The sequence below is a fragment of the Baaleninema simplex PCC 7105 genome, from assembly GCF_000332355.1.
GTDB lineage: Bacteria > Cyanobacteriota > Cyanobacteriia > Cyanobacteriales > Geitlerinemataceae > Baaleninema > Baaleninema simplex.
The window spans coordinates 516,197-539,133 of record NZ_KB235962.1 but is presented as its reverse complement, the minus strand read 5'-3'; the positions used below and the strand labels follow the sequence as shown (position 1 = coordinate 539,133).

The window sequence follows — 22,937 nt, the reverse complement described above, 5'->3', positions numbered from 1 at the left end:
AGAGGCAATCTATGCGATCGCGAACGCTTCAAGAAGGCTCGTTAGGGCTGTTTGTGATTTTAGGATTGGGGTTGTTAGGCGTGCTGGTGTTGTGGCTGCGCGGCGTCAGTTTGGGACGGCGAACTTATCAGTTCGTCATCGAATTCGAGAACGTGGTGGGGATGCAAGCCGGGGCGCCCGTGCGCTATCGCGGCGTGACGGTGGGGCGATCGACTGAAATCGTTCCCGGTGCTAACGGGGTAGACGTCCACGTGGAAATTTCGTCGGCCGAGTTGAAAATTCTCCGTCCCCAGCGCATCGAAGCCAATCAGGGGGGGTTGATTGCAGAGACGACGATCGATCTGATTCCGCCCCCTCAGCCGATCGTCGATCCGGTGTCTTTGGCGTCTCCCGTGTCGTCGGACTGTAATTCTGAGGCGATCGTGTGCGACGGCGATCGCTTACCGGGACAGGTCGGCATCAGTTTCGAGGAGTTGATGCGGTCTTCGACACAGTTCACCCAAGCTTTCGCCGATCCCGAAATGGTGAGGAACCTACAGGCGTTGCTCGAAAGTACGACTCAGGCGACTGAGGAGATCGCACAACTGGCTCGGGATATGTCGGCGTTGAGCGAGTCGTTCCAAGACGAGATCGCAGTGCTGTCGGATTCGGCGTTGGCGACGACGCAAACCGTCGGACGCGTGGTCGAACAGTTTGGAGCGACAGCACAGGAGATGGAGCGGTTGACGCGAACGGCTAATGAATCCCTCGAAACCAACCGGGCGAGTTTAGTCTCGACTTTGGATAACGTCAATCGCTTGAGTTTGGAGTTAAATCGCGCGGCGGCGGAGTTGACGCCGTTGTTACAGCGCAGCGATCGCACCTTGGAACTGGCCAACGCGAACTTGAGCCGTTTGACGGAATCGCCGGTGTTGGCGGATCTCGAAACGTTGATGGCCAACGCGACGGTGTTGTCGGCCAACGCAGCGGCCGCATCGGCGAACTTGCGCGACTTGTCCGATTCTGTCAACGATCCCTCGACGATCGTGTTGTTGCAGCAAACGTTAGATTCGGCGCGATCGACCTTTCAAAACGTCGAAAAAATTACCTCGGATTTAGACGATTTAACGGGCGATCCGGCATTTCGGGAAAATTTACGGCGCATCGTCAATGGATTGAGCGGTTTGGTCTCGCTCACTGAAGAGTTAGAACGGGAAACTCAACTGGCTCGAACGCTCGTTCCTGGGGAACTGTCGCCTCCGCGCGAACGCGACAGCGATACGAGACGGGTACAGCCTGAAGATGCAGAAAAATCCAGGCGATCGCACCGGGACGATTGAAACTTTGACAGTAACTCGTTAACTGCTCCATCGATCGGGGAAATCGTTGTGGTTTCCAGTGCGATCGCGATCGATTTCGCCATGACAAGCTGCCCATCGGGATAGTAGAGTGTGAACGATTGTTACAAGATTCGCACGTCTGGAGTGCGGCGTTTTGGATGGAGTCTGGTAAGAAATAAATGACCGTTGCGATCCGAAAAAATTGGTTTTCTAACCTACCTGCCGACTTGCTGGCGGGTGCTGTCGTGGCGTTAGCCTTAATTCCCGAGGCGATCGCCTTTTCGATTATTGCCGGTGTCGATCCCAAAGTTGGATTGTACGCCTCTTTTATCATGGCGGTAACGATCGCCTTTTTCGGCGGACGGCCGGGCATGATTTCGGCTGCAACGGGGGCGATGGCGTTGTTAATGGTAACGCTGGTACGCAACCACGGTGTCGAATATCTGTTAGCTACCACACTTCTAACGGGAATTCTGCAAATTGGTTGGGGTTTGTTAAAAGTCGGCAAATATATGCGTTTCGTGTCCAAAGCCGTAATGCTGGGATTCGTGAACGCGTTGGCAATTTTAATTTTCGACGCCCAACTTCCCCAACTGATCGACGTTCCGTGGGTTGTTTATCCGATGGTTCTCGGCGGCTTGGCGATTATTTACATTTTGCCGCGTTTTACGAAAGTGGTTCCGTCGCCGCTGGTGGCGATCGTCACTTTAACGGCGATCGCGGCGATCGCGGGTCTCGAAGTTCCCACCGTCGGCGATATGGGAGAACTCCCGACGACACTTCCGACCTTCGGCGTTCCCCAAGTTCCGCTCGATTGGGAAACCCTAACGATCGTGTTTCCCTATGCTTTACCCCTATCGATGGTGGGATTGCTCGAATCGTTTTTAACGGCCAGCGTCATCGACGAACTGACCGACACCTCGAGCGACAAAAACCGAGAAGCAACCGGTCAAGGTATCGCTAACATTCTCGTGGGATTGTTCGGCGGGATGGCTGGATGTGCCATGATCGGCCAGTCTGTCATTAACGTAAAATCCGGCGGTCGGACGCGCCTGTCTACCCTCAGTGCCGGAATTTTTCTGTTGTTCTTTATTTTGGTACTGGGAACCTGGGTGCGACAAATTCCGATGGCAGCACTCGTCTCGGTCATGATTATGGTATCGATCGGAACCTTTAGCTGGTCGTCGATTTCCCATATCCATCGCCTCCCTCGCGGCGAAACGGCGACGATGGTGACGACAGTTGTAGTGACGATCGCGACCCATAACTTAGCCTGGGGCGTTTTGGCAGGTGTCGCGTTGAGTACGATCTTTTTCTCGCAGAAAATCGCTCAGTTGGTCTTTATCGATTCCGTGTCGAGTCCCGACAAAAACGAACGAATTTATAGCGTCGCCGGACAGATTTTCTTTGTCTCAGTCGAGCGGTTCGTACGAGCCTTCGATTTTAAAGAAGATCTCGATCTCGTGGCGATCGATCTCTCCCACGCTCACCTATGGGATCGCTCGGCGGTGGCCGCTGTCGATAAAGTCGTCTTAGGCTTCCGTCGTAACGGCGTCGAAGTCAAACTCATGGGGTTGAACGAAGCCAGTGCGACCCTCCTCGACCAACACGCCGTTTTCGATAAACCCGAAGCACTGCAAGATTTGAGCAATCACTGAGTTCGTAGAGTTAGTGTTTTGAGTCGGCGTGGCGACCCCAACCGTTGGGGTCGCGGGAACGCTCCATCACTGCTCCATCAAGGCTTGCATTTTGGATTTAAACGCCTCGACTTCGGCGGGAGTCGGTTGCGTTTGCTGCCAACTGTCCCGCTGGCTGAGGCGATCGTTCCAGGCGTTGACGCGAGGGTGAGCCTCCAGGGAAACCCCGAACTGGGGCAACCACAACACCAGGGTTCCGCTGACGATATCTGCCAGCGAGAGGGTTTTGCCGCCGAAATAGGGGGCGTCGCCGAGTTTCTCCTCGAAAAAGTCTAGAACTGTGTGAATCTCTTTGTGGGCTTTTTCAAGTGCCGTCTCGTCCACGGTGCTAAATCCCATCCCGTGACGAATTAGCAGGTTCATTTTGGGCAACAGTTCGTTGGTGGTGACACACTCTACCATTCGGGCGATCGCCAAGGCTTTCGGTTCCATTGGCATTAACGGCGGTTCGGGAACTTTCGCCTCGAGGTAATCCAAAATTGCCAGAGATTCCACCACCACGAAATCGCCATCTTCCAATACGGGAACGTGATGGAACGGATTTAACGCCACGAACTCGGGCTGCAATTGATCCCCATTGAGTTCTAACCGCGATAACTCGAACGAAACCCCTTTTTCAAACAACGCGATCCACACCCGGCGAGCGTTGGCTGAAATCGGATGGTAATACAGTTTGAACTTTGTCGGGGCCGACTCGTGGGCTGTCGGCGTTGGAATCGTTTCAGGTTGCGGAGATGCCCCTTGTAACGTTCCGTCGGGAAGAATTGCCTCGCTGAGATCGGCGTTTTCTAGATTAGCTAAACTCAAATCGGCTTTGAGTAAGTTGGCGTGGGTGAGGTTAGCGTCGGTTAAATCCGCACGGGTGAAAATTGCCCCGCGCAAGTCCGCTCCGCACAAATTGGCACCGCTGAGATCGGCCCAACTGAAATCTGCCCCGCGCAAGTCCGCACGACTCAGGTTCGCGTCGTTGAGAATGGCTTCGCTGAGGTCGATCCCGTGCAAAATGGCGTTATGTAAGTCCGCTTCGCTCAAGCGAACCTGCTCGAACTCGCGTTCTCCGGCGGCGTACCGTCGTAGCAGTTCCTGGGGCGATCGAATTCCTTCCTCGGGTGGGTTTATCATCGGTTCGACGTATCTCGTAATCTCACCACTCCATCATCTCACTCCATCATCTCATTATCCTCCCGTCGTCGAGTCGCTCGGAGAAGCCTTACAATATGTGAAGTCGCCTTGATTTTCGATCGATCGCCGATCGCTTTTGCTCTTACCCTTCGATTGTATGACCGACGTACCCGTTTCCCACATTCGCAATTTTTCGATTATCGCGCACATCGACCACGGCAAATCGACCCTTGCCGATCGCCTGCTCATGCACACTGGAACGGTCGAACAGCGCAAAATGAAAGACCAGTTCCTCGACAACATGGATTTGGAACGGGAACGGGGTATTACGATCAAGTTGCAAGCCGCTCGTATGGACTACAAAGCCCGAGATGGCCAGCACTACGTCCTTAATTTGATCGATACGCCGGGTCACGTAGACTTTACTTACGAGGTGTCGCGATCGCTAGCCGCTTGCGAAGGGGCGTTGTTGGTAGTAGACGCTTCCCAAGGGGTGGAAGCCCAAACCCTGGCCAACGTCTATTTAGCTCTCGAACACGACCTCGAAATTATCCCGGTTCTCAACAAAATCGACCTTCCGGGGGCAGAACCGGAACGGGTTAAGGAAGAAATCGAGGAAGTTATCGGACTCGACTGTTCTCAAGCCATTCACGCCTCGGCCAAACAAGGTATCGGCATTCCCGAAATCCTCGAATCCCTGGTGCATCTGGTTCCGCCACCGCAAGACACGGTTAAAGAACCGCTGCGGGCGTTGATTTTCGATAGTTATTACGACCCCTATCGCGGCGTCATTGTCTATTTCCGGGTCATGGACGGAACCTTGAAACAGGGCGATCGCATCCGCTTGATGGCCTCGAAAAAGGAATACGATCTCGACGAAATCGGCATTCTCGCCCCGACACAACAACCCGTCGAAGAACTCCACGCCGGAGAAGTGGGCTATCTGGCCGCCGCGATTAAAGCCGTTGAAGACGCCCGTGTGGGGGACACCATCACCCTGGCTAAAACCCCCGCCGAAGCCCCCCTTCCCGGTTACACGGAAGCCAAACCGATGGTGTTTTGTGGTTTGTTCCCCACGGACGCCGACCAATTTGAGGATTTGCGGGAAGCCCTGGAAAAGCTGAAACTCAACGACGCCGCCCTCAATTACGAACCGGAAACCTCTAGTGCGATGGGATTCGGCTTCCGCTGCGGCTTTTTGGGGCTGTTGCACATGGAAATCGTGCAGGAACGGCTCGAACGGGAGTACGATTTAGATTTAATTACTACGTCCCCCTCGGTGGTCTATCGGGTGACGAAGACGGACGGGGAAGAGATTCAGGTGGACAACCCCAGTTTGATGCCCGATCCCGTGCAGCGGGAAAAAATCGAGGAACCCTACGTGCGGATCGAGTTGATTACGCCGGAAGAATACGTGGGAACGCTGATGGAGTTGTGCCAGTCCCGGCGAGGCGAGTTTACGGATATGAAGTATCTGACGCCGACGCGAACGACGCTGGTGTACGAGTTACCGTTGGCGGAGGTGGTGACGGACTTCTTCGATCGCATTAAGTCACGATCGCGCGGCTATGCCAGTATGGAATATCAGCTCATCGGCTACCGTCCCAACGATTTGGTCCGTCTCGACGTGATGGTTAACGGCGACCCCGTGGATGCGCTGGCGGCGATCGTTCACCGCGATAAAGCCTATCCGGTAGGACGGGCGTTAGTCGAAAAACTCAAGGAATTGATTCCCCGCCATCAGTTTAAGGTGCCGTTGCAAGCGGCGATCGGTAGTCGGATTATTGCCAGCGAACACATTCCAGCGTTGCGAAAGGACGTGTTGGCCAAGTGTTACGGCGGCGATATTTCTCGGAAGAAGAAACTGTTGAAGAAACAGGCCAAAGGGAAGAAACGCATGAAAGCAATCGGTACGGTAGACGTGCCGCAAGAGGCGTTTATGGCCATGTTGAAACTCGAACAGGAGTAGGGGAAACCGACTGAGGTGGTCAATCTCCCAAACAGATGCCCAACCCGCGAGCCGTTGTGACGAGCGTATCGTTGGGATCGACGGCGCAGTAGGTTTTTATCGCTTCTTCGATGGGAACGGTAATAACCTCGCGATGCTGCCACGTCACCATGCGATCGAACTCTCCTCGGGCGATCGCTTCGACGGCGGCGACGCCGAACGAGGAGGCCAACAGGCGATCGAGTGGAGACGAAATCCCGCCCCGTTGGGTGTGTCCCAAAACCGTTACGCGGGTTTCAGCCCCCGTACAGTCTCCAATTTTATCGGCGAGGTACTGGCCGATACCGCCGAGGCGACATTCGCCAAACTGCTGCATTTTGGTAATGTGTTCGCCGTTCTCCGTACAAACGGCTTCAGATACGATGACGATCGAATAGTGTTGTCCTCGTTGCTGGCGACCTTGAATGGTCTTACAGATGTTTTGTAACCTGTAGGGAATTTCGGGAATGACAATAACGTGAGCGCCCCCTGCAATCCCGGCGTTGAGGGCGATGTGTCCGGCGTCCCGCCCCATGACTTCCAATACCATGACGCGGTTGTGGCTGGCGGCGGTAAAGTGAAGGCGATCGAGGGCTTCTGTGGCGATGTTGACGGCGGTGTCGAAACCGATCGACCGTTCGGTAATGCCCACGTCGTTATCGATAGTTTTGGGAATACCGATAAAGGGAATGTTACCCTCGGTGGCAATGCGATGGAGAATGGCGAGGCTACCGTCGCCGCCGATCCCGATGAGGGCGTCGAGTCCGAGTTGGTGGTAGCCGTTGATGATGTCTTGGGAGCGATCGCAAACGCGACCGTCGGGCATTTTAAAGGCAAACGGATCGCCTTTGTTGGTCGTCCCGAGGATCGTTCCGCCCATCGTCAGGGTGCGATCGACATCGTCGATACTTAGGAGTAGGGCTTTCGGCGGTCGTTCCATCAGCCCTTGGGTCGCTTGGGAGATTCCCCACACCTCCCAGTCATAGGTTCTGGCGCAGCGCACGACGGCGCGAATGGCGGCGTTGAGTCCGGCACAGTCGCCGCCACTGGTGAGAATTCCGATCCGTTTGCGTTGTCCCACGGTGAAGTCTCGCTCGAACACAGAACGATTCGAGTATGAAGCACAGACTTTCTATTCACTGGAAAACTTTTGGGAAACTTTAGGATCGTTATTGCGATCGTTTGCTGACAGGACAGGTTAACTGCTGTTAACACATGGTTTCTAGTGCCGATCGCACGAGATCTTCTGTGATGCGATCGCTAATCGTCGCTCGTCCGATCTCGGTTGGCAATACGAAGCGAACTCGACCGTCTTTGACTTTTTTATCGGTCTGTAATTTCGCAACGATGGCGTCGAAATCCACACCTTGGGGAATTCGGGTCGGAAGTCCGGTTTTCTCGATTAACGCCAACTGGCGATCGTCGCAACGGCGATCCCACAAGTCCATCGCGACGGCGAGACGACTGGCGGCCACCATACCGATTCCGACCGCTTCGCCGTGTAACAGTTCGGTGTATCCCGTCAAGCTTTCGACGGCGTGACCGATCGTATGGCCGTAGTTGAGAATTGCCCGCAGTCCCGCTTCTTTTTCGTCTCGACTGACCACGTCGGCTTTGGCCTGACACGATCGCACTAAAATCTCTTGTAGCAGCTCGGGCGATAACTGGTCGAGGCGATCGAGCTTTGCTGCCGATTCTAACTGTCCGAACAGCTCTGCGTCCCAAATGACGCCGTATTTGATGACTTCTGCCATTCCCGCGCGAAATTCCCGATCGGGAAGGGTTTTCAAAACGTTCGGGTCGATTAATACCAGGCGAGGCTGATAGAACGCCCCGATGAGGTTTTTTCCTTGGGGGTGGTTGACGCCGGTTTTACCGCCGATGGAAGCGTCCACCATCGCCAGTAACGAGGTGGGAACCTGTACGAAGTGAATGCCTCGCAGCCACGTCGCCGCCGCAAAGCCGGTCATATCCCCGACGACACCCCCTCCGAGCGCAACGACGGTCGAAGACCGTTCGAGTTTTTCGTTTAAGGCCGCATCGTAAAATCCCCGAACTGAATCGAAGGTTTTGTATTCCTCGCCGTCGGGGAACAGATAGTGAGACGCCTCGAATCCCGCTGCTTCTAAAGCCGCGATCGCCCGTTTTCCGTAACGATCGAACACGGTCGGGTTCGACACTAGCATCGCTTTTTTACCGAGGTCGAGGGATTTCATCCAACTTCCAAGGCGATCGAGTCCGTCGGAAGCGATCGCGATTTCGTAAGGGTCTTGCGGCAAGTTCACACGAATAACGGGCTGCGTCATGGTTTAATGAAGTTCGATCGGTATTGAGAGAAATAAAGGAGATAGCCAAATGTCTGGTGTTCTGGCGTATCTGTTCATGCTCGGCGGTGCGTTCGGTCTGGCCGTCGTGCTGCTGCTCGGATTGCGTGCTGTTAAATTGATCTAGACCGGCCGCGTTGTCGCTTTGATTCGGACGCGATCGACACTGCGATCGCGTCTGCACTTTTGCCTGCCGAAATTTTCTGCACGGACTCCAGCGCTCGAGCATTTTCGATAATACCGGATGGCTCGAGCCTTCTGCGAGTTCCCGCGTCGATCGCGTTTCGAGGTCGAAGTTTTCGGTTTCGTTCGCTGCGATCGCTATCTAAGTTAATTTATATTAAAAAAACATCCCAAATAACTCTATTTGTGGTATCGAATCCTTCGTTGCGAATCTCACCGTTTTCCCAACACCCGAAGAACCGTTAACGCCGCTCCGTAAGCGGGTTCGTGGCGCGGCCAGACGACCGCTGAGGCGGGAAGCTCTGTCGTAACCTGTTGGGCGAACTGTTGGCGTAACGCCGAGGTTCCGTGCCACAAACCGCCCACCGTCACGATTTCAAAGGGTTCGAGAGGGTCGAATAGCTGTCCCGCGACAGTTTTCGTCGCCAAAGCTAACTCCGACGCCGCGCGATCGACGATCGCCTCTGCGACGCGATCGCCTTGGGACGCGACTTTATCCACCACGGGGGCTAAGGCGGCGATATCTTTGGCCGTCCACCCCCGTCGATAAACCCGTTCCACGAGGTCGCGCAAATCCTGCAATCCCAAATGCGATCGAAAGGCGTCCGATAGGGCTGTGGGTTGCGATCGTCCGTCGAACGCCCGTGCGATCGCTTGTAACCCCTGTCGGGCGATATCGTAACCGCTCCCCTCGTCGCCGAGGAGATAGCCCCATCCCCCCGATCGCGCCGTGTGTCCGAGACGGTTGCGGCCGTAAACGATCGACCCCGTTCCGGCGATGGTAGCGACTCCCACCTCGCGCCCCAAGCCCCCAGCCAAAGCGATCGCGCAGTCGTGACAGACGCAAACGCCCTTCGGAGGTAACGACCACCGTAGCGAGAGGCGATCGTCGTCTTGCAGCAGTTCCACCCAATCTCGAACGATGGCTTCGTCTTCCGGTCGTCCGATTCCCGCCAAACCGAGGGCGATTCCCCGTACCGTTACCTCTTGTCCGGCGATCGCCTCTCGGATCGCATTGAGGAGCGATCGATACGCCGCCTCGCCCCCAACGCTTTGATAGTTCGACGCCCCAGCTTCGCCCCGTCCGAGAATTTTTCCCGTCGTATCGGTCAACAGACAAACGGTCTTCGTACCGCCCCCGTCCACTCCTAAAACTGCTTGCATTGCACGCCAAATAACGATATCCAACAATGATAACTTAGTCACAGCAATCGATTTAGGCAGTTTTAGCCCAAGTCAATATTTAGATTTAGCACGACCAACGAATTTTTAGGTGTTTCACGTCTCAAAATCCAATTTCTCTCTAAAACTATAACCCATTGCAACGTTAATTACCGGCTCTGATTCAGTCCATTTAATGATTTTAAAAGTTATTGCCTTAATTCTTAATCCGATCGAGCCACAAACGATTAAAAATACAGATTTATATCGCTTTTTATTTAAGCAAAATCTTTCTTGCAACACCTTAAATATCTCGAGAAGTCTAATTAAGTGTTCCACAAAAAATCTCTGAAACGATAAAACTTTATTTTCTTCTTTTTGCTCTTTCGTTAATTCTCCATTTTTTGGCTTTTTCGATGGGGTTCTAATTTGCGATTCTCCTAGATAAGCTTTATCGCCACTAACACCTTGCTCACGATCGAACTTCTCGAGAACTTCTCTACAAATCCTAACATCACTCGTGGGTCTGGTTTTTCCGACTACCACATCGACAATATCTTTTCCTTCGGGTAACACAATTAGCTAATTTTTTAATGTATGTCTTTTTTTCTTGCTTGAATAATATTTTTTTCTCTTCATAGCTTGAAAGCCTTTATATGGGCTGCTCTACGCTATCGACTATAAGTTCATAGTAAGTCAATTTCTCGCGAATTTTTTCGAGTTTTTCTGGAGAATTTTTGAGTTTTTCCAAAAGACTAGGAGGTAAACTTTCTTGAAATATTATTTGTCAATAGCTAAAGAATTTATGTCCTGTTGACTCACTGACTTGAAATAGCAGTCCTAAAATTTGGAAACTTAAATTATGTCTCAAATAAACTAGCATCAAAGCAATTTGAGATTCTTCGGATAGTTTAGGATGATTCCCTCCGCCTGCTTTATTGATTCTTATTTTCTGTTTTTCCTGTTCTTGCTTTTTTCGTTGATGGAGAATCTTCCGGGTGCATCTCACTTTTGCAAATACACAAGTTCGGCAATTTGTCAATATCTTCCTCAAGGACTGCTAGAAGGGGATTTACTCCTTTAAGTATTTATACTTATCGCAGAATTGAGATGCACCCAATCTTCCCGAATTCTATCAGAGCTTTTAGGAATTCATAATCGAGTCCCAGCAATCTTTTAGTTTCTTTCGGATGAGATTGAATATAATTCCAAGTGTAATTATTCATTGTTCCGATTCCTTACAAGTAAATTTAATAAGTTTTAGCACACTTTCGTATTTTTATGATATCATGAAGATGTCTACCGTAGTAACTCTGGAAGAACTAAGATATCAAGATTCGCAATGAGAGGTAAGTCTTAGGCTATGGGATGGTTTTTTGGTCTCTGTGTAGAATGTTGATCTGAGCGAGAGATTAAGGCGATCGCTGCCCACTTTGAAAAGCTAAATCTACGACTCTCGAACGGACGTAAGTTCAAATATCGCACGTATATCTACCGAACTGGCGATCGCGCCTTAGTTGATTGGTGGTTCAACCTAATTCCTATTGGACTGAGTGAATCGGGTATTCGGAGTCACGAAGATGCAAATGAAATGACAGAGATTGGCTTTCTACTATATCGGCATTTAAAAAAATCGCCTTCTTTTAGATATGCTCTTGTCGGTGTAGAAGTTGACGCTTTTAGATTCTATCACGAGCTAATACCGAGAAACGGTAAAGCTGATGTAGACTTGAATGGATTAGTTATTTCTGAAAAAATATATGAAGATGCAAATAAGCCTCTTGGGTTCGTTCCTTTTAAGACGGAATACTTTTGGAAGCCTTATAAGGGCGAAGTTTATACGCACTTCACAGACTGAGGTAATGTCGTTCGGAGGATGCCTGAAAAGAAGTTAAAGCTAAAAATTGGAGAGCAAGAGCGTGTCATCAAACACAAATTCTCAGGAGTCAGAATGGGACGGACACATCTCACGATGGAAAGCCGCCTTCGAGATGCCCGTATTGTCTTGGGTGGAGCCATTCCTCCCTTTATTAGGTTTGCCTGAAGTGCTGGTCGATAGACCGTCAGCTTTGAATGGTTTGCCCCAACAACTGAGAGCCTCTTATGATGAAGGTTTTCAAGCGGCGACACAACCGGTTTTTTTTGAAGCAGAAAGTCAGATAATCCGTAGGAGTTTGACTCAAGCACTTGAAGAACTGGCAAGTCGAACATCCGATCGTGTTGCGATGGATTTTGAGCTTTGGGCAAGACGGCACTTCATCAACAATAAAATCCAAGAAACTTTAGCGGCATGGCGTGCTATTTTCTGTGCCAGCGACAGACCCAAACCCGAAAAATCTAGTCATTTATCTACTCGCCTAGTTGAGGCAAATGCTGCCGCCCTGAAGAGAAAATCCAAAGAGCTAGACATAGAGGTTCAGCGTGTTGCGCCTCCACCGACACAAGAAGAAGCAGAGTCGGGTTTAGATTATTCTGAGTACGGCTACATGATTTTATCGATCGCCAACGCTGAATGGACAATTCAATCTCTCAATATTCTGGCCAACAACTTGAGTCCTTCCGAGCGGGATGAGTTGCTAGAGTGGGCGAAGAAGGTGGCAGACCACATTGCTCTCGATGTGGAAAGTTTACAAGGAGAAAGATACTTACAACAGAAAAAACCTTGGCTAGATCTCCCGACAATTCTGACTGGTGAATTCAACTAGCCTAGAGCTACAAAAGAAAAGGAAATCGTGTCAACTTTCAAGGAAGCAGATGCCGCTTACGAGTCTGGAGACTATAAATCAGCATTTTCTATTTTTCTAGCATTAGCTGAAGCGGGTAATGTTAGAGCGCAGTCAATAGTTGGAGGAATGTATTCATTAGGTCAAGGTACTTCAGTAGATTTTGAAAAAGCGATATATTGGTATAGTTTAGCAGCCAAAGCAGGGTATTCTATCGCTCAAAACAATTTAGGAATGATTCTCCTTTGCCGAGATCCCCAAGAGGGAATACACTGGCTGTTATCTGCTGCAGAACATGGAAGTCCGTTCGCTCAACAGGTTTTAGCTGATATCTACTCTGGGCAACTCAACTTACCCGAGCGTTTTCAATCCCAGCATGAAGATTATACTAAGGCTTTAAACTGGTATTTACAAGCTGGAGAAAATAACTCTTCTTATGCCTATCACCGAGTCGGAGAAATGTATTTAGAGGGACAAGGTGGCGATCGAGATATAGCTAAGGCAATACTCTACTTTACCCAAGCCGCAGAAGCTGGGCGGAAATCATCACAAGAATTTTTAGAACGAGCCTATCGTGAAGGACTGCCCGGTTTAGAATCTGATGAAGAAAAAGCCAATTATTGGGCGAGTCGCCTCCAGTCTTTAGAGAATGAGTAGTGATGAGGAGTAATGCTATTTGGATTCTTAAATCCTTGCCACGGAAGAATTTTGGCTGACCAGCATCATTAGAGTGCAGCACTACCCCCCCTTTAGGCATGAGTCCCAAAGAAGTGGAAGCCAAAAAGCAAGATTTGGCAATGCTGAAGAAGTGGGCAGAAATGGGTTTAATCACCTTAATGTATTTAGACGAGTCAGGATGTTGTCCTCAAAGTCCGTTGGTTTATAGTTATGGAGAAGTGGGAAAACAAAAAATAGTCAGGCAAAAAGAAAGAAGAGGAAGACGAATAAATATTATGGGAGTCTGGGAACCCGATCGGAAATTAGAGTATGGACTGATCGGATGTAGTTTTAATGCCCAGAGATATATTCAATTTTTAGATGCCCAAGCTAAACAAGCCAGCAAGAGACTGTTTGAGACCGGACAATTCACAGTAATTGTCAATGACAATGCCTCAATTCACCGAGCGTTAAAAGCCAAAGAAAGGCAGAGTTATTGGAAAAAAACAAGGATTACTAATCTTTTTTCAAGCCAGTTACAATCCGCAAATGACTAGAATGGAAGATCAGTGGTTACACCTGAAGAAAGATGAATTAAGAGGGCGAGTATTTCAAGATGAATATGATTTAGTTGAAGGAATTATAGAGGGAATGAAGCATCGAGGAGAACAGGGTGAATTTGAAGTAGAGCGTTTTATTTTTAATTAAGTGGAGCTACTTATTGTCGGAACTTGCGATCGGTGTCAGGAAGAGGCGAAGGTTTCAGATGCCAAAGAAGCTCTATCTCCAGAGGCAGCTCCAGACGAATTTACGAAAGATAATCCTATAGAGGGCATTTATGGAAGGGGTATTGAGATTTTGGCTGAAGGAAGTTGCAATCACTTACTTCAGAATTCTGCTTGGTCTAATGATTGCGATCCACCAACAGTCTTATTTGCCTGCGATAACAACTGTGAAAATGCTCGAAGCTTAGGATGCGATGACAATGACAATTGGATGGCAATTCCTGGTCCTATGTATGATGCAGATCCTGATGGTTTATGTGGCAAAAATTACTGGATTTATGCTATTGAAACTGGCAAAGTAGCATTAGGGTACGTACGAGATCGATCGATCACCAGAGACCAATATGAAGTGAGCAATGGAATTTTAGCAACACTTGGACTACCCCCAGATGCAAGCTTTGATGGATATGTATTTGACGATCCAAGCTTTATTCGCCAACTCCAAGACTGAATTAGCAATCTTATCTGAAATTTCCAAAAATGCTTTTTCAAGTTTATAATAAAGGGCATCTCGATTAATTCAAGATTATTGAAAAATAGGCTCTACTATTAAGAATCAAGAACGAGATTTCAAGTATTTTAGCTGTTAGGTTTCGAGCCAGAATCAATTTTTCGAGGTTCCCTAAAATTTATTTATCTCGCTTTAATACAAGGGTCTTATGGATATATTAATTTGAGAGAGTTTTTGGAGATTTCCCTAATTTCAATAAATTCAAAAAGTATATCAGTTCAACACTGAAAATATCAACCACTATAAATCATCAAAAAAATCCAGCACATAAGGTTCGATCTTAGATTTTCTTAAGCTATAGCAATCCCTAAATGTTTCATCGTTTACCTCAAATAAAAATTGTCAATCGATGACTTTTATCCAAATCCTAAAAAGATTCTATCGAACTATAATCTCAAGTAGAGAAAAAAAACTGCGATATCATTTCGTCATACTTTTGGGATTAACAAGTCTCGCGATAAACCTCGGAGTCTGGGGTTGTCAAAATGCCTCCACTCCACTCTCAGAAATCAATAATAGTCCCCAACGCTTTGCTGATTGGTGTCTCTCTCAAGATAGCCTTCCCCCAGAAACTCAACATACAGTCGAGATACTCTTGAAAAAGGCAGAAACAGAAGATTGTCAGAAAGCTGACAAAGTATTGAGTCAAGTAAAAAGCTTAGATCTTTCAAGACAAGATATCACCGATCTGCGTCCAATTTCAAGCCTAAACCAACTCGAATCTCTCGCAATTGCCGCGAGCCAGATTAAAGACTTGAGTCCTTTAGTTTCACTGACTCAACTCACTTTTCTCAATCTCGCCAACAATAAAATTACAGATCTGACTCCTCTTTCAGCTTTAACAGAGCTTTCCGCTCTTAGCCTATTCGGAAATGAGATTACAGACTTGACTCCGCTTTCCCAACTGACTAAGATTCATGCTCTCGAACTCTCAAATAATCAGATTCGCAATCTGAGTCCTTTATCAAATTTAACGGAACTTGGCGAACTCAATGTTAGTCTAAATCAAATCGCAGATATCAGTCCATTATCGGAATTAATGAAATTGCGTTTCCTTTATTTTGGCGACAATCGAGTTACTGATATTCAGCCTGTATCGACTCTTTATAATCTAAAAATCCTCTATGCTTTTGACAATCAAATTAGCAATCTTCAACCCTTGTCAGATTTAGTGAAGCTAGAAAAACTCCATCTCGACAAAAATCAGATTGTTGACTTGCGTCCCTTGTCAAATTTATCTAATTTGAAGAGACTTTTTCTCAGCCACAATCAGATTTTCGATATTCAGCCTTTGTCAGAACTATTAAGTTTGAGAGAAGTGTTTTTAAGCCACAATCAAATCGAAGACTTCAGTCCTCTCTTAGCTTTACCCGAGCTGGTTTTTGTTTCTAGTTATGAAAATCCTGGCAGTGAAGAGAATCAATAAAATTAGCGAGATCGATCGAGTTCAAAATTTTAGGGTTGTTGGTTTTTGAGGCTTCACCACCTGAGTTTTTCTAGATATTTCGCGATTGAACTATGACTAAAAACATCAATTTAATCAAAAGGATAACATTAGGACTCGTCCCTGTTTTGATGACTGGCTGCGTTCAACTGCTGGATTGGTCGGGTAAAGTTATGTTGAGGGGAGATATCCGCGATCTGTTTGAACGGTTTGAGGTCAGCTCAGACGATATCAGGTGTTATCCAGTTGCAGAATATCGAATGGGATTCTGTACTTCTACACTGTCTTCTGAAGAAGTCGATCGGTTAGTAGTAGGATTAGCTCTCGAGTCTGAAGATTTCTATAGCGATCCCAATGAATTACAAGATCCGGATGAATTACGAGATCGAGTGAGACAAAGAATAGAGAGAGGAAAATCTCTCGAATCTGAAAATGTTGATGGTGATGTGAATTCTTTAGAAGATCGTTCAACAGCAATGCGACCAATGAAAATTGATTCGTTACGAAACGCAATTCGTGACCTAGAAAGAGGATGTAGGAGCCTAACTCCTTTTGAAAAGGGAACCTCTGTCGAAGCTTATGGAGCTTACGGACAGGATGCTTCAATCCGAGAATTAGAGTTAAACAGTGCTGGTATCTTCGATAGTTTTTTCTTACTCTACAATGTAGAGACTGGTGAGGCTTGTCTTCAAGCTAGCTATGCTTATGGTATCTAGGCTTGACTTTGAAGTCGAGTGGATCTCCTGAGTTTGTGGGTAGTGATGAGGAGTAATGCTATTTGGATTCTTAAATCCCTCCGTGGCAAGAATTCTGACCGAACAGCATCATTAGAGTGCAGCACTATTTGCAAATATACGAGTTGACCCGAAATGGGCAAGTCTCGAACTCTAACGGTTCGTGTTTGGTTAAGTTCGCCCGTCTTTTTGCCACAATGAGGACAGGCAACTTCCTCTTCTCTAAAGCCTAGCTGCAAAAATATTGCTTCGCGTTCCCTGACCACGCTTCTCACTCTTACTTTGGGTAAGTTGATTAAGTCTTCTACAAAAAAGTTCATCTTTAGATCCGCCTGCATTTGTTTTCTATTATACTATTATCACCTCAAACTCCGAAGACCCTAATTTGATTGCATACGATACCAAAATCCTTGTAGGGCGCACTGCCGTGACGCCCCCACGCCAACGGTTTCGGAAATTCATAAACTTTGCTTATCACCTTAACTCCAACAGACCCAAAAGTTTTCTACAAATAAGATCGGTATCTTATCTAGATGGCTTGTCAAATCTAAAAACAATGAATCAAATAACTGCTCGAATCACTCAAATAATGTTTGGACTCGTTCCTGTTTTAACAACTGGCTGCGTTCAAATTTTCGATTATACGGGGCAAATCGCACTGACCGGAGATGTTTATGAGATTTTTGAACGCTTTGAGGTCAACTCAGACAATATTAGTTGTTATCCAGTTTCAGGACGTCGAATGGGATTTTGCACTTTTACACCGTCTTCCGAAGAAGTCGATCTGTTAGTGAGAGAACTCGCTCTCGAACAAGGGTCTTCGGAGTTTGTGGTTAAAAACGTATAAAATGATACAAAAAATCGAAAATTCGAGAGCCAAAACCCTTGAAATCTCGTGAAGTTAGTTTTTCTGTCACCCTAAATTCCGAAGAGCCCGAACACAAGAAGATGTCTATACCTATCCAATCCCTTTACCAGATCGATCGGAGCGCTCAGAACCCATACCGGGGAGTGTAATTCTGGAGATTACGGCTTTAGAAACAGAAATTTTCGAGCTAAAGATGGGATGTATAACTCTAGAACCTTTTGAAGAGAGAACTTCGGTTGAAGCCTATGGCTCTTACGGACAGGATGCTTCGATCCGAGAATTGAGTCTAAGCGGTGGTTCTCGCTTTGAAAGTCTTTTCTTGCTCTACAATGTAGAGATGGGCGAGGCTTGTCTTCAAGCGGGTTATGGCTACGGTTAATGTCTAGATTTAACTTTGAAGTCGAGTCATGAAACTCATTAGAGTTCCGAACAGCTTACCAGATCGCCCAGATCGCTGGCGGAGTCTTGGGAATGGACGAAGCGAGTCAAGCTGTTGAAAATTATGGAAGAAGAAGCGGAGTTACCGCCGTATTTTTCTAGGGATTCTCGGGAAGCGATTTAACGGCGACATTTCCCCGAGAGACGAGTTAATTCAGCGGTTGCGACAGTGCGGCTATCCCACGGGACGGACACATTTAGAGTCTCAGGCGATTAAAACCGGTAAGGATTCAGGTAGGGGGGTTGACAAAAGGGAAAAGACAGGTAGCGTAGAGCTATGGAAATCAAGCTACCAGAAATTCCCAAGGACAGAAAAGCCCTAGAAAAGCGGACCAAATCCGTTCTAGTAGAGCTGGTGTTGCAACAGCAAGCAGTACTCGAACAACTGGTAGCCGAAGTCGAACGACTCAAAGGACTGATAGAAACAGACAGCCAGACCTCCTCCAAGCCTCCCTCAAGCGACCTCATCCAACGGTCGGAGAAGGCAGAAGCGACGTACCTGGAATTTTCACTGGGCTGGTGTGATTATGAAAAGTGATAACGGTCGGGATACAGTAACCCTAGAGAATTACGCCATTAGGGGGCAGCCTGACGCAATAAATACTCGCTGGATCTTTAGCATGTATGGCTCTCCTTATGCGGCTGAGGAAGATCCGCGTAAACGAGGGCGGACTTTCCATGAAGAACATCGAGCTACAGAAACGCATGGACTCACACCTACGACTATAGTGGCAGAGCCCTCTTCATGAAATTGACTGATGAGTATCTGGATAGCGTTATTGCTTTTCTTTCTGAGAACGACTTCTGTTCTAGATTTGAAATCTATCTCATTAACATCCGTTTGGCAGACCTTTGCTTGCGAAGAAAACATGGCACTCCCAACGATCTCTAGCTGGAATGATTTTCACACACTTTTTCCCTCTTCCTACTATGGAGAAGGATTGGAGGTTCGAGTTGTTGGGGTTTATCAGCGGACTATGGTTCGCACCCCTAGACCTGGCCCCCCTATAGAGGTGTATCTGGGAAATTTCGAGATTGGTCTAGACTCTCGTGGAGGTATTTTACTCTACCCAATGTGGCATCCTGACGCCATTCGACCGGCAGAGGAAATTGAACGTTACGAAGGTCAGCGAGTCGTCGTTACCGGTCGAGTTGTACCTCGAGCTCCGGATGACCCTAGCTATGCTGCAACTCTAATTGGCCCTTGTTTCATGACAGTAGATCGGATCGAGCTTGCCCCTTTAGAAGAGAGTTCGGACTCAGCTACACTGGAGCGACAAGGGAGCGATCTTGAAGACCACACAACTGTCCCTTTACCACCCAGAATTCCGAGATATTTAACAACCCTTGCCAGTTGGGACGACTTTCAGACTCATTTTCCCTATCCTTACACCGATGACGATCTAGAACAATTGGATGCCTTTGAAGTCTTAACCGCTCGAGTGGTTGGAGAATACCGGCAGCGCCCTATTCGGCAGGAACCCAACTCACCACCCGAGTCGAGGGGAAGTATTGAGATTGCCTTCGACTCAAATGGAGGTATTTTACTCGAGGATCCCGAACGTCCAGAGACTCTCCGATCCGACGAAGAAATTGAGCGTTACAAGGGTCGTCAGGTTGAAGTAATCGGTGAAGTCTTGCCGAGCGTTCCCAGACACCTGAGCGACAATCGAGCGAGCCTCGGCCCTTTCTTCACGACAGTCGAGACAATTCGACTCGTTCCTTAGAATAAAGAGTCACATTTCGTTACAGAGCCAAGGCGTCAGCTTCGCCGTTCATCTCCCCAACGTTCGCACCGCCTCGTAGACCAACTCGTCAAATCCAACCTTCCGTTTCGCTCTTGTGCATCTGTCGTCCCGTTCGCTGAGCATCCGCTTTGGCGGCGGCGAGTATGTGTTTCATTTGGATGGCTTCTTCCTCAGCGGCGGCTCGAAAGGCGGCTTCTAAGGCAACGTTCGCTAAATTTCCGCCGGAAACGTTTAACTTCGGCAGGAGATCGAAATCTAATCCTTGCGTCGGCGTTTCTAGCGGGAACATTCGCTCCCACATCTCTTGGCGCTGCCAATAGTCAGGTTTGGGAAAGTCCACAATAAATTTGAACCGTCTTTCAAATGCCTCGTCGATCGCCTGTTTGAGGTTGGTAGTCAAAATCGTCAATCCGGGATAAGTCTCGATTCTTTGCAATAAGTAACTGACTTCTTGATTGGCGTAGCGATCGCGAGCTTCCTTAATTTCGCCACGCTTACCAAAGAGGGCATCGGCTTCGTCAAAAAGCAGTACTACGCCGCCGCCTTCTGCGGCATCGAATATCCGTTTGAGATTCTTTTCGGTTTCGCCGATGTATTTACTGACAATGTTGCTGAGATCGACCCGATAGCAATCTAGGTTTAACTCTTGGGCGATAATTTCGGCGGCGGTGGTTTTGCCCGTACCGCTATAGCCGCTAAAAAGAGCGCAAAGACCTAAACCGCGAGGTCTTTTTTGCGTCAAGCCCCATTGATGGTACACCCGAAAGCGAGCGCGGGCGGAATTGAGGATTTGTTGCAGGGTTTCTTTGGTTTTTTCCGGTAAAATTAGGTCGTCCCAAGTCAGGGGAGTTTGCACTCGTTGAGCGATCGCATCGAGGTGAGTTCGAGCTTGGAGACGACAGTGTTGCCAGAGATGTTGGGTGCATCCCAGTTATGCAATAAGCAAAAATGCTTACCCTTAAAGAGCAGCATAAGAGCTAAGCTTTGGGCAGTTCATAACGAAACCGGTCAGACCCATGGATGCATCTAAGCAAGCCCGCCTCAAAGAACTCACTCAGGAGTTAGCCGAATTGCTCTACGAAGAGACGGCTCCAGAAGCCGTCAAGAGCTTGGAAGGGATAGAGAAAGCAGTGCGTGGGCATTGGCTAGAGCATGTCGGGCCAGAAATCGGTCTTTTTTTATCCGCACAAGTAGCGGCACAACGCGGGGACGACAGCGGGCAGTCGCCAGCATCGTCGGACGGCTAAGCATCAGCGAGCAGCAAGGTCAGCGCTTAGGGCTCAAAGCTCAGACCCGTTGGAGTCCCTATTTAGAGAAATGCTGTCTGCTCCTGAGTGCCAACGAATCCTACCAGCATTCAGCCGATGATCTGGGTGTGCTCACGGGTGTGAGCGTCTCCAAAAGTACTCAGCAGCGGCTCGTCCATCGCCAAGACTTCGAGCCAGAGATTGCCGATTGCGGCATCAAGGAGATGAGTATTGACGGGGGGAAAGTGCGCCTGCGCACCCCCAAGGGTGAGCCGAGCCAGTGGCGTGACTACAAGGGAGTGAACCTGCATCAGTGCAGTGTCGCTGCGTTCTTTCGAGATCGCGAGGGCTTAGTTGAGTGGGTCAACCAGCAGCCGTTGGCCTCTCCATTAGTGTGCTTGGGCGACGGGCATGACGGGATTTGGAATTTATTTGCCCAACTCGACCCGCAGATACAGCGGCTTGAGATTCTAGACTGGTACCACCTGATAGAGAATCTGGGCAAGGTGGGCGGGTCGCAGCGGCGGCTCGATGCGGTCGAAGCTTGTCTCTGGCAGGGGGATCTCGAGGGTGCCGTCAAGCTGTTCGATGATTGGCCCCATGAGCGGGTCGACCGGTTTATCGCCTATCTGACCAAGCATCGACACCGGATTGTCAACTACAGCTACTACCAAGCTGAGGGTATTTCAATTGGCTCGGGTGAGATTGAGTCAACGGTCAAGCAAATTGGGCGACGGGTTAAGATTTCAGGGGCTCAGTGGCACGAAGACAACGTGCAACAAGTGCTAAAGCACCGATGTGCCTACCTGAACCATCAATTCTCAGACTGAGTCTTGCAAGATTGGGATGCACCCGAGATGTTCGGTTAAATCGTCCCGAGAGTGGCTCTGAGGAATTTGGCGACAGACTGTTGCGATACTCTGGGGAGAAAGGGAAAAATTATCGGCAATCAGATCGAGGTTGCTGTTTAATGAACGAGCGCGATCGCCAAGATAAGTCAACCAGATAGCTTTTCTTTCTTTGAAGCTGGCTGAAGGAATTTCAAAAATGAGAAGAGAAAACTCAGGCAGGTTTAAGCGATCCTCTGCCGATAAAATGAGGGGAGTTTTAATTTCTTCTAATAGAGTTTTTAATATGAATTGAGGAGTGGGCTCAGTTAAATCCACGCCTTGACATTCGAGTAAGAGAACGCCGTTAGTTAAACGGGCGGCTCGCTCCCACCGTCGGGCAATATTTCTCAGTCCTGTAGGATTCGATGCCAGACTGGTATTGAGGGTGAAAGAAGATAAGGTTGCTCGATGAGGAGAAGATCCACTTTTTTGTGCGGCGGCTAGGACGATCTCGCGATGAATGGGTAAGTCTGTACCGTGAAGCTGAAGAGTTTGTGAGGGATAGTGTGAGGACTGTGGAGTCCAAAAGGAACTAATAGATGTAGCGACATCCTGTTGGGGAGAGGTTAAGGGTATTGTATTTTCTGGAAGAAGGGGTTTGACCAGTCCATCGAGGTAAGGATCGATGTAATTTTCACCCAAAAGGTAAAGGAAAATCGAGCGATCGATACTGAGGGGAGATAGGGTAAAGATTTGACTGTCTTGGAAATGAATGAATTGCCAGTGTCGTAAGGGAGAATTAGCATTGAAAGCACTCCAGCTTGGTTGGGGAAGAAGTTGTAAAGTCAGATAAGGTGTTGGACAAGATAGCTCGCGATTTTGAACTTGTGAACAAAGCTGGGCGATATTGGGTTCGAGTTCAATTGCTGCACATAGCAGTAAAATATATGACTCAAATTCAGAAAATTTAAAGCGGTTACTGATTTGGAGAAGAGCCGGAGGACGAGCAATGCTTGAGAGTCCAACTTGCTCGTGAATTTCGGAAATTGAAGGAATCCCGGAGTGATTTGTATTTTCTTGCTGGGTCGTAAGGTAGTTTTGTAGTAATTGGTAGAACGACTGTGTGAATAAAAGTAATCCTTCAAAGTTTTCCATCACT

At 48.5% G+C, this 22,937-nt stretch carries 26 protein-coding genes; 17 read left to right on the top strand and 9 right to left on the bottom strand.

Annotation, left to right across the window (positions count from 1 at the left end; genetic code table 11):
* Positions 1 to 11: 11 nt before the first annotated feature.
* Together GEI7105_RS32870 and GEI7105_RS0127820 are read left to right on the top strand one after the other, a co-directional pair.
* Positions 12 to 1,319, top strand: a complete 1,308-nt coding sequence (locus tag GEI7105_RS32870) for an MlaD family protein (RefSeq protein ID WP_017663630.1) — start codon at positions 12 to 14, stop codon at positions 1,317 to 1,319.
* A 179-nt stretch (positions 1,320 to 1,498) separates the two neighbouring features.
* Entirely contained in the window at positions 1,499 to 2,977 is a 1,479-nt protein-coding gene (locus GEI7105_RS0127820) for a SulP family inorganic anion transporter (RefSeq protein ID WP_017663629.1), read from the top strand.
* Between the two features lie 66 nt (positions 2,978 to 3,043).
* Here the strand turns inward: GEI7105_RS0127820 and GEI7105_RS40850 are convergent, their stop codons facing one another.
* Positions 3,044 to 4,138 (bottom strand): pentapeptide repeat-containing protein, encoded by a 1,095-nt coding sequence (locus tag GEI7105_RS40850; protein WP_017663628.1) that lies wholly within the window; start codon positions 4,136 to 4,138, stop codon positions 3,044 to 3,046.
* Positions 4,139 to 4,295: 157 nt separating this feature from the next.
* On the opposite strand from GEI7105_RS40850, the gene lepA reads away from it, so the two are divergent.
* Complete coding sequence (gene lepA, locus GEI7105_RS0127810) at positions 4,296 to 6,107, top strand: translation elongation factor 4 (RefSeq protein WP_017663627.1); 1,812 nt, start codon at positions 4,296 to 4,298, stop codon at positions 6,105 to 6,107.
* A 19-nt stretch (positions 6,108 to 6,126) separates the two neighbouring features.
* On the opposite strand, the gene GEI7105_RS0127805 is transcribed toward lepA, so the two are convergent.
* Both GEI7105_RS0127805 and aroB read right to left on the bottom strand, forming a co-directional pair.
* On the bottom strand, positions 6,127 to 7,206 hold the full coding sequence (locus GEI7105_RS0127805; RefSeq protein ID WP_026098021.1) for an ATP-dependent 6-phosphofructokinase: 1,080 nt from the start codon (positions 7,204 to 7,206) through the stop codon (positions 6,127 to 6,129).
* A gap of 127 nt (positions 7,207 to 7,333) precedes the next feature.
* The gene (aroB, locus tag GEI7105_RS0127800) at positions 7,334 to 8,431 is read right to left on the bottom strand and encodes a 3-dehydroquinate synthase (protein WP_017663625.1); all 1,098 of its coding nucleotides are present in this window, start codon (positions 8,429 to 8,431) and stop codon (positions 7,334 to 7,336) included.
* A 49-nt stretch (positions 8,432 to 8,480) separates the two neighbouring features.
* Here aroB and petL point away from each other — a divergent pair, with 49 nt between their 5' ends.
* Positions 8,481 to 8,576, top strand: a complete 96-nt coding sequence (gene petL, locus GEI7105_RS0127795; protein ID WP_017663624.1) for a cytochrome b6-f complex subunit PetL — start codon at positions 8,481 to 8,483, stop codon at positions 8,574 to 8,576.
* Between the two features lie 269 nt (positions 8,577 to 8,845).
* Here petL and GEI7105_RS0127785 read toward each other — a convergent pair whose 3' ends face one another.
* The 3 genes from GEI7105_RS0127785 to GEI7105_RS41170 all read right to left on the bottom strand — a co-directional run bounded on the left by GEI7105_RS0127785 (position 8,846) and on the right by GEI7105_RS41170 (position 10,802).
* Positions 8,846 to 9,838 (bottom strand): N-acetylglucosamine kinase, encoded by a 993-nt coding sequence (locus GEI7105_RS0127785; protein WP_342662874.1) that lies wholly within the window; start codon positions 9,836 to 9,838, stop codon positions 8,846 to 8,848.
* 72 nt (positions 9,839 to 9,910) lie between these two features.
* Positions 9,911 to 10,369, bottom strand: a complete 459-nt coding sequence (locus GEI7105_RS0127780; RefSeq protein ID WP_017663621.1) for a transposase family protein — start codon at positions 10,367 to 10,369, stop codon at positions 9,911 to 9,913.
* A 211-nt stretch (positions 10,370 to 10,580) separates the two neighbouring features.
* Entirely contained in the window at positions 10,581 to 10,802 is a 222-nt protein-coding gene (locus GEI7105_RS41170; RefSeq protein ID WP_071592157.1) for a helix-turn-helix domain-containing protein, read from the bottom strand.
* 582 nt (positions 10,803 to 11,384) lie between these two features.
* Here GEI7105_RS41170 and GEI7105_RS32865 point away from each other — a divergent pair.
* The 8 genes from GEI7105_RS32865 to GEI7105_RS0127740 all read left to right on the top strand — a co-directional run bounded on the left by GEI7105_RS32865 (position 11,385) and on the right by GEI7105_RS0127740 (position 16,629).
* Positions 11,385 to 11,651, top strand: coding sequence for a hypothetical protein (locus tag GEI7105_RS32865; protein WP_017663620.1), 267 nt, complete (start codon positions 11,385 to 11,387; stop codon positions 11,649 to 11,651).
* A 61-nt stretch (positions 11,652 to 11,712) separates the two neighbouring features.
* Entirely contained in the window at positions 11,713 to 12,498 is a 786-nt protein-coding gene (locus GEI7105_RS0127765) for a hypothetical protein (RefSeq protein ID WP_218959093.1), read from the top strand.
* A 27-nt stretch (positions 12,499 to 12,525) separates the two neighbouring features.
* The gene (locus GEI7105_RS0127760; protein ID WP_144054086.1) at positions 12,526 to 13,173 is read left to right on the top strand and encodes a tetratricopeptide repeat protein; all 648 of its coding nucleotides are present in this window, start codon (positions 12,526 to 12,528) and stop codon (positions 13,171 to 13,173) included.
* Positions 13,174 to 13,271: 98 nt separating this feature from the next.
* Positions 13,272 to 13,730, top strand: a complete 459-nt coding sequence (locus tag GEI7105_RS32860) for a transposase (protein WP_051044249.1) — start codon at positions 13,272 to 13,274, stop codon at positions 13,728 to 13,730.
* A gap of 1 nt (position 13,731) precedes the next feature.
* Complete coding sequence (locus GEI7105_RS38930) at positions 13,732 to 13,881, top strand: hypothetical protein (protein WP_158413282.1); 150 nt, start codon at positions 13,732 to 13,734, stop codon at positions 13,879 to 13,881.
* Positions 13,882 to 14,409: a hypothetical protein gene (locus tag GEI7105_RS0127750; protein WP_017663616.1), complete on the top strand. Its 528-nt coding sequence runs from the start codon at positions 13,882 to 13,884 to the stop codon at positions 14,407 to 14,409.
* A 655-nt stretch (positions 14,410 to 15,064) separates the two neighbouring features.
* The gene (locus GEI7105_RS32855) at positions 15,065 to 15,895 is read left to right on the top strand and encodes a leucine-rich repeat domain-containing protein (protein WP_158413281.1); all 831 of its coding nucleotides are present in this window, start codon (positions 15,065 to 15,067) and stop codon (positions 15,893 to 15,895) included.
* Between the two features lie 92 nt (positions 15,896 to 15,987).
* Positions 15,988 to 16,629, top strand: a complete 642-nt coding sequence (locus GEI7105_RS0127740) for a hypothetical protein (RefSeq protein WP_017663614.1) — start codon at positions 15,988 to 15,990, stop codon at positions 16,627 to 16,629.
* On the opposite strand, the gene GEI7105_RS34110 is transcribed toward GEI7105_RS0127740, so the two are convergent.
* Positions 16,626 to 16,967 (bottom strand): transposase family protein, encoded by a 342-nt coding sequence (locus GEI7105_RS34110; protein WP_245555511.1) that lies wholly within the window; start codon positions 16,965 to 16,967, stop codon positions 16,626 to 16,628. The genes GEI7105_RS0127740 and GEI7105_RS34110 overlap by 4 nt on opposite strands.
* Before the next feature lie 236 nt (positions 16,968 to 17,203).
* Here GEI7105_RS34110 and GEI7105_RS36415 point away from each other — a divergent pair, with 236 nt between their 5' ends.
* The 4 genes from GEI7105_RS36415 (at position 17,204) to GEI7105_RS32845 (ending at position 19,680) form a co-directional block, all read left to right on the top strand.
* The gene (locus GEI7105_RS36415) at positions 17,204 to 17,494 is read left to right on the top strand and encodes a hypothetical protein (RefSeq protein ID WP_192816711.1); all 291 of its coding nucleotides are present in this window, start codon (positions 17,204 to 17,206) and stop codon (positions 17,492 to 17,494) included.
* Positions 17,495 to 17,708: 214 nt separating this feature from the next.
* Positions 17,709 to 17,894, top strand: a complete 186-nt coding sequence (locus GEI7105_RS38025; RefSeq protein WP_144054085.1) for a hypothetical protein — start codon at positions 17,709 to 17,711, stop codon at positions 17,892 to 17,894.
* Positions 17,895 to 18,230: 336 nt separating this feature from the next.
* A complete protein-coding gene (locus GEI7105_RS0127725) occupies positions 18,231 to 18,491 on the top strand; it encodes a DUF6444 domain-containing protein (protein WP_017663611.1) in 261 nt (86 codons plus the stop codon).
* Positions 18,492 to 18,711: 220 nt separating this feature from the next.
* Positions 18,712 to 19,680 carry a hypothetical protein gene (locus tag GEI7105_RS32845; RefSeq protein WP_017663610.1) on the top strand — a complete coding sequence of 323 codons (969 nt, stop codon included), beginning with the start codon at positions 18,712 to 18,714 and terminating at the stop codon, positions 19,678 to 19,680.
* A gap of 88 nt (positions 19,681 to 19,768) precedes the next feature.
* On the opposite strand, the gene GEI7105_RS32840 is transcribed toward GEI7105_RS32845, so the two are convergent.
* Positions 19,769 to 20,557 (bottom strand): ATP-binding protein, encoded by a 789-nt coding sequence (locus tag GEI7105_RS32840; RefSeq protein WP_017663609.1) that lies wholly within the window; start codon positions 20,555 to 20,557, stop codon positions 19,769 to 19,771.
* Positions 20,558 to 20,717: 160 nt separating this feature from the next.
* On the opposite strand from GEI7105_RS32840, the gene GEI7105_RS0127705 reads away from it, so the two are divergent.
* Positions 20,718 to 21,778, top strand: a protein-coding gene (locus GEI7105_RS0127705) for an ISKra4 family transposase (RefSeq protein WP_144053965.1) whose coding sequence is annotated in 2 segments (ribosomal slippage) — positions 20,718 to 20,874 and positions 20,874 to 21,778 — 1,062 coding nt in all. Because the reading frame shifts where the segments join, the coding sequence is not laid out codon by codon here.
* Here GEI7105_RS0127705 and GEI7105_RS0127700 read toward each other — a convergent pair.
* Positions 21,770 to 22,933, bottom strand: a complete 1,164-nt coding sequence (locus GEI7105_RS0127700) for an ATP-binding protein (protein WP_017663608.1) — start codon at positions 22,931 to 22,933, stop codon at positions 21,770 to 21,772. The genes GEI7105_RS0127705 and GEI7105_RS0127700 overlap by 9 nt on opposite strands.
* Between the last annotated feature and the right edge of the window lie 4 nt (positions 22,934 to 22,937).

Excerpts from the sequence above, each read along its gene's own strand:
- lepA (WP_017663627.1), top strand. The coding sequence starts at position 4,296 with ATGACCGACGTACCCGTTTCCCACATTCGCAATTTTTCGATTATCGCG.
- GEI7105_RS0127740 (WP_017663614.1), top strand. The coding sequence starts at position 15,988 with ATGACTAAAAACATCAATTTAATCAAAAGGATAACATTAGGACTCGTC.
- GEI7105_RS32870 (WP_017663630.1), top strand. The coding sequence starts at position 12 with ATGCGATCGCGAACGCTTCAAGAAGGCTCGTTAGGGCTGTTTGTGATT.
- GEI7105_RS34110 (WP_245555511.1), bottom strand. The coding sequence starts at position 16,967 with ATGAACTTTTTTGTAGAAGACTTAATCAACTTACCCAAAGTAAGAGTG.
- GEI7105_RS32845 (WP_017663610.1), top strand. The coding sequence starts at position 18,712 with ATGAGTATCTGGATAGCGTTATTGCTTTTCTTTCTGAGAACGACTTCT.
- petL (WP_017663624.1), top strand. The coding sequence starts at position 8,481 with ATGTCTGGTGTTCTGGCGTATCTGTTCATGCTCGGCGGTGCGTTCGGT.
- GEI7105_RS36415 (WP_192816711.1), top strand. The coding sequence starts at position 17,204 with ATGAATCAAATAACTGCTCGAATCACTCAAATAATGTTTGGACTCGTT.
- GEI7105_RS40850 (WP_017663628.1), bottom strand. The coding sequence starts at position 4,138 with ATGATAAACCCACCCGAGGAAGGAATTCGATCGCCCCAGGAACTGCTA.
- GEI7105_RS32865 (WP_017663620.1), top strand. The coding sequence starts at position 11,385 with ATGACAGAGATTGGCTTTCTACTATATCGGCATTTAAAAAAATCGCCT.
- aroB (WP_017663625.1), bottom strand. The coding sequence starts at position 8,431 with ATGACGCAGCCCGTTATTCGTGTGAACTTGCCGCAAGACCCTTACGAA.
- GEI7105_RS38930 (WP_158413282.1), top strand. The coding sequence starts at position 13,732 with ATGGAAGATCAGTGGTTACACCTGAAGAAAGATGAATTAAGAGGGCGA.
- GEI7105_RS0127700 (WP_017663608.1), bottom strand. The coding sequence starts at position 22,933 with ATGGAAAACTTTGAAGGATTACTTTTATTCACACAGTCGTTCTACCAA.
- GEI7105_RS0127725 (WP_017663611.1), top strand. The coding sequence starts at position 18,231 with ATGGAAATCAAGCTACCAGAAATTCCCAAGGACAGAAAAGCCCTAGAA.
- GEI7105_RS0127820 (WP_017663629.1), top strand. The coding sequence starts at position 1,499 with ATGACCGTTGCGATCCGAAAAAATTGGTTTTCTAACCTACCTGCCGAC.
- GEI7105_RS38025 (WP_144054085.1), top strand. The coding sequence starts at position 17,709 with ATGGGATGTATAACTCTAGAACCTTTTGAAGAGAGAACTTCGGTTGAA.
- GEI7105_RS32860 (WP_051044249.1), top strand. The coding sequence starts at position 13,272 with ATGAGTCCCAAAGAAGTGGAAGCCAAAAAGCAAGATTTGGCAATGCTG.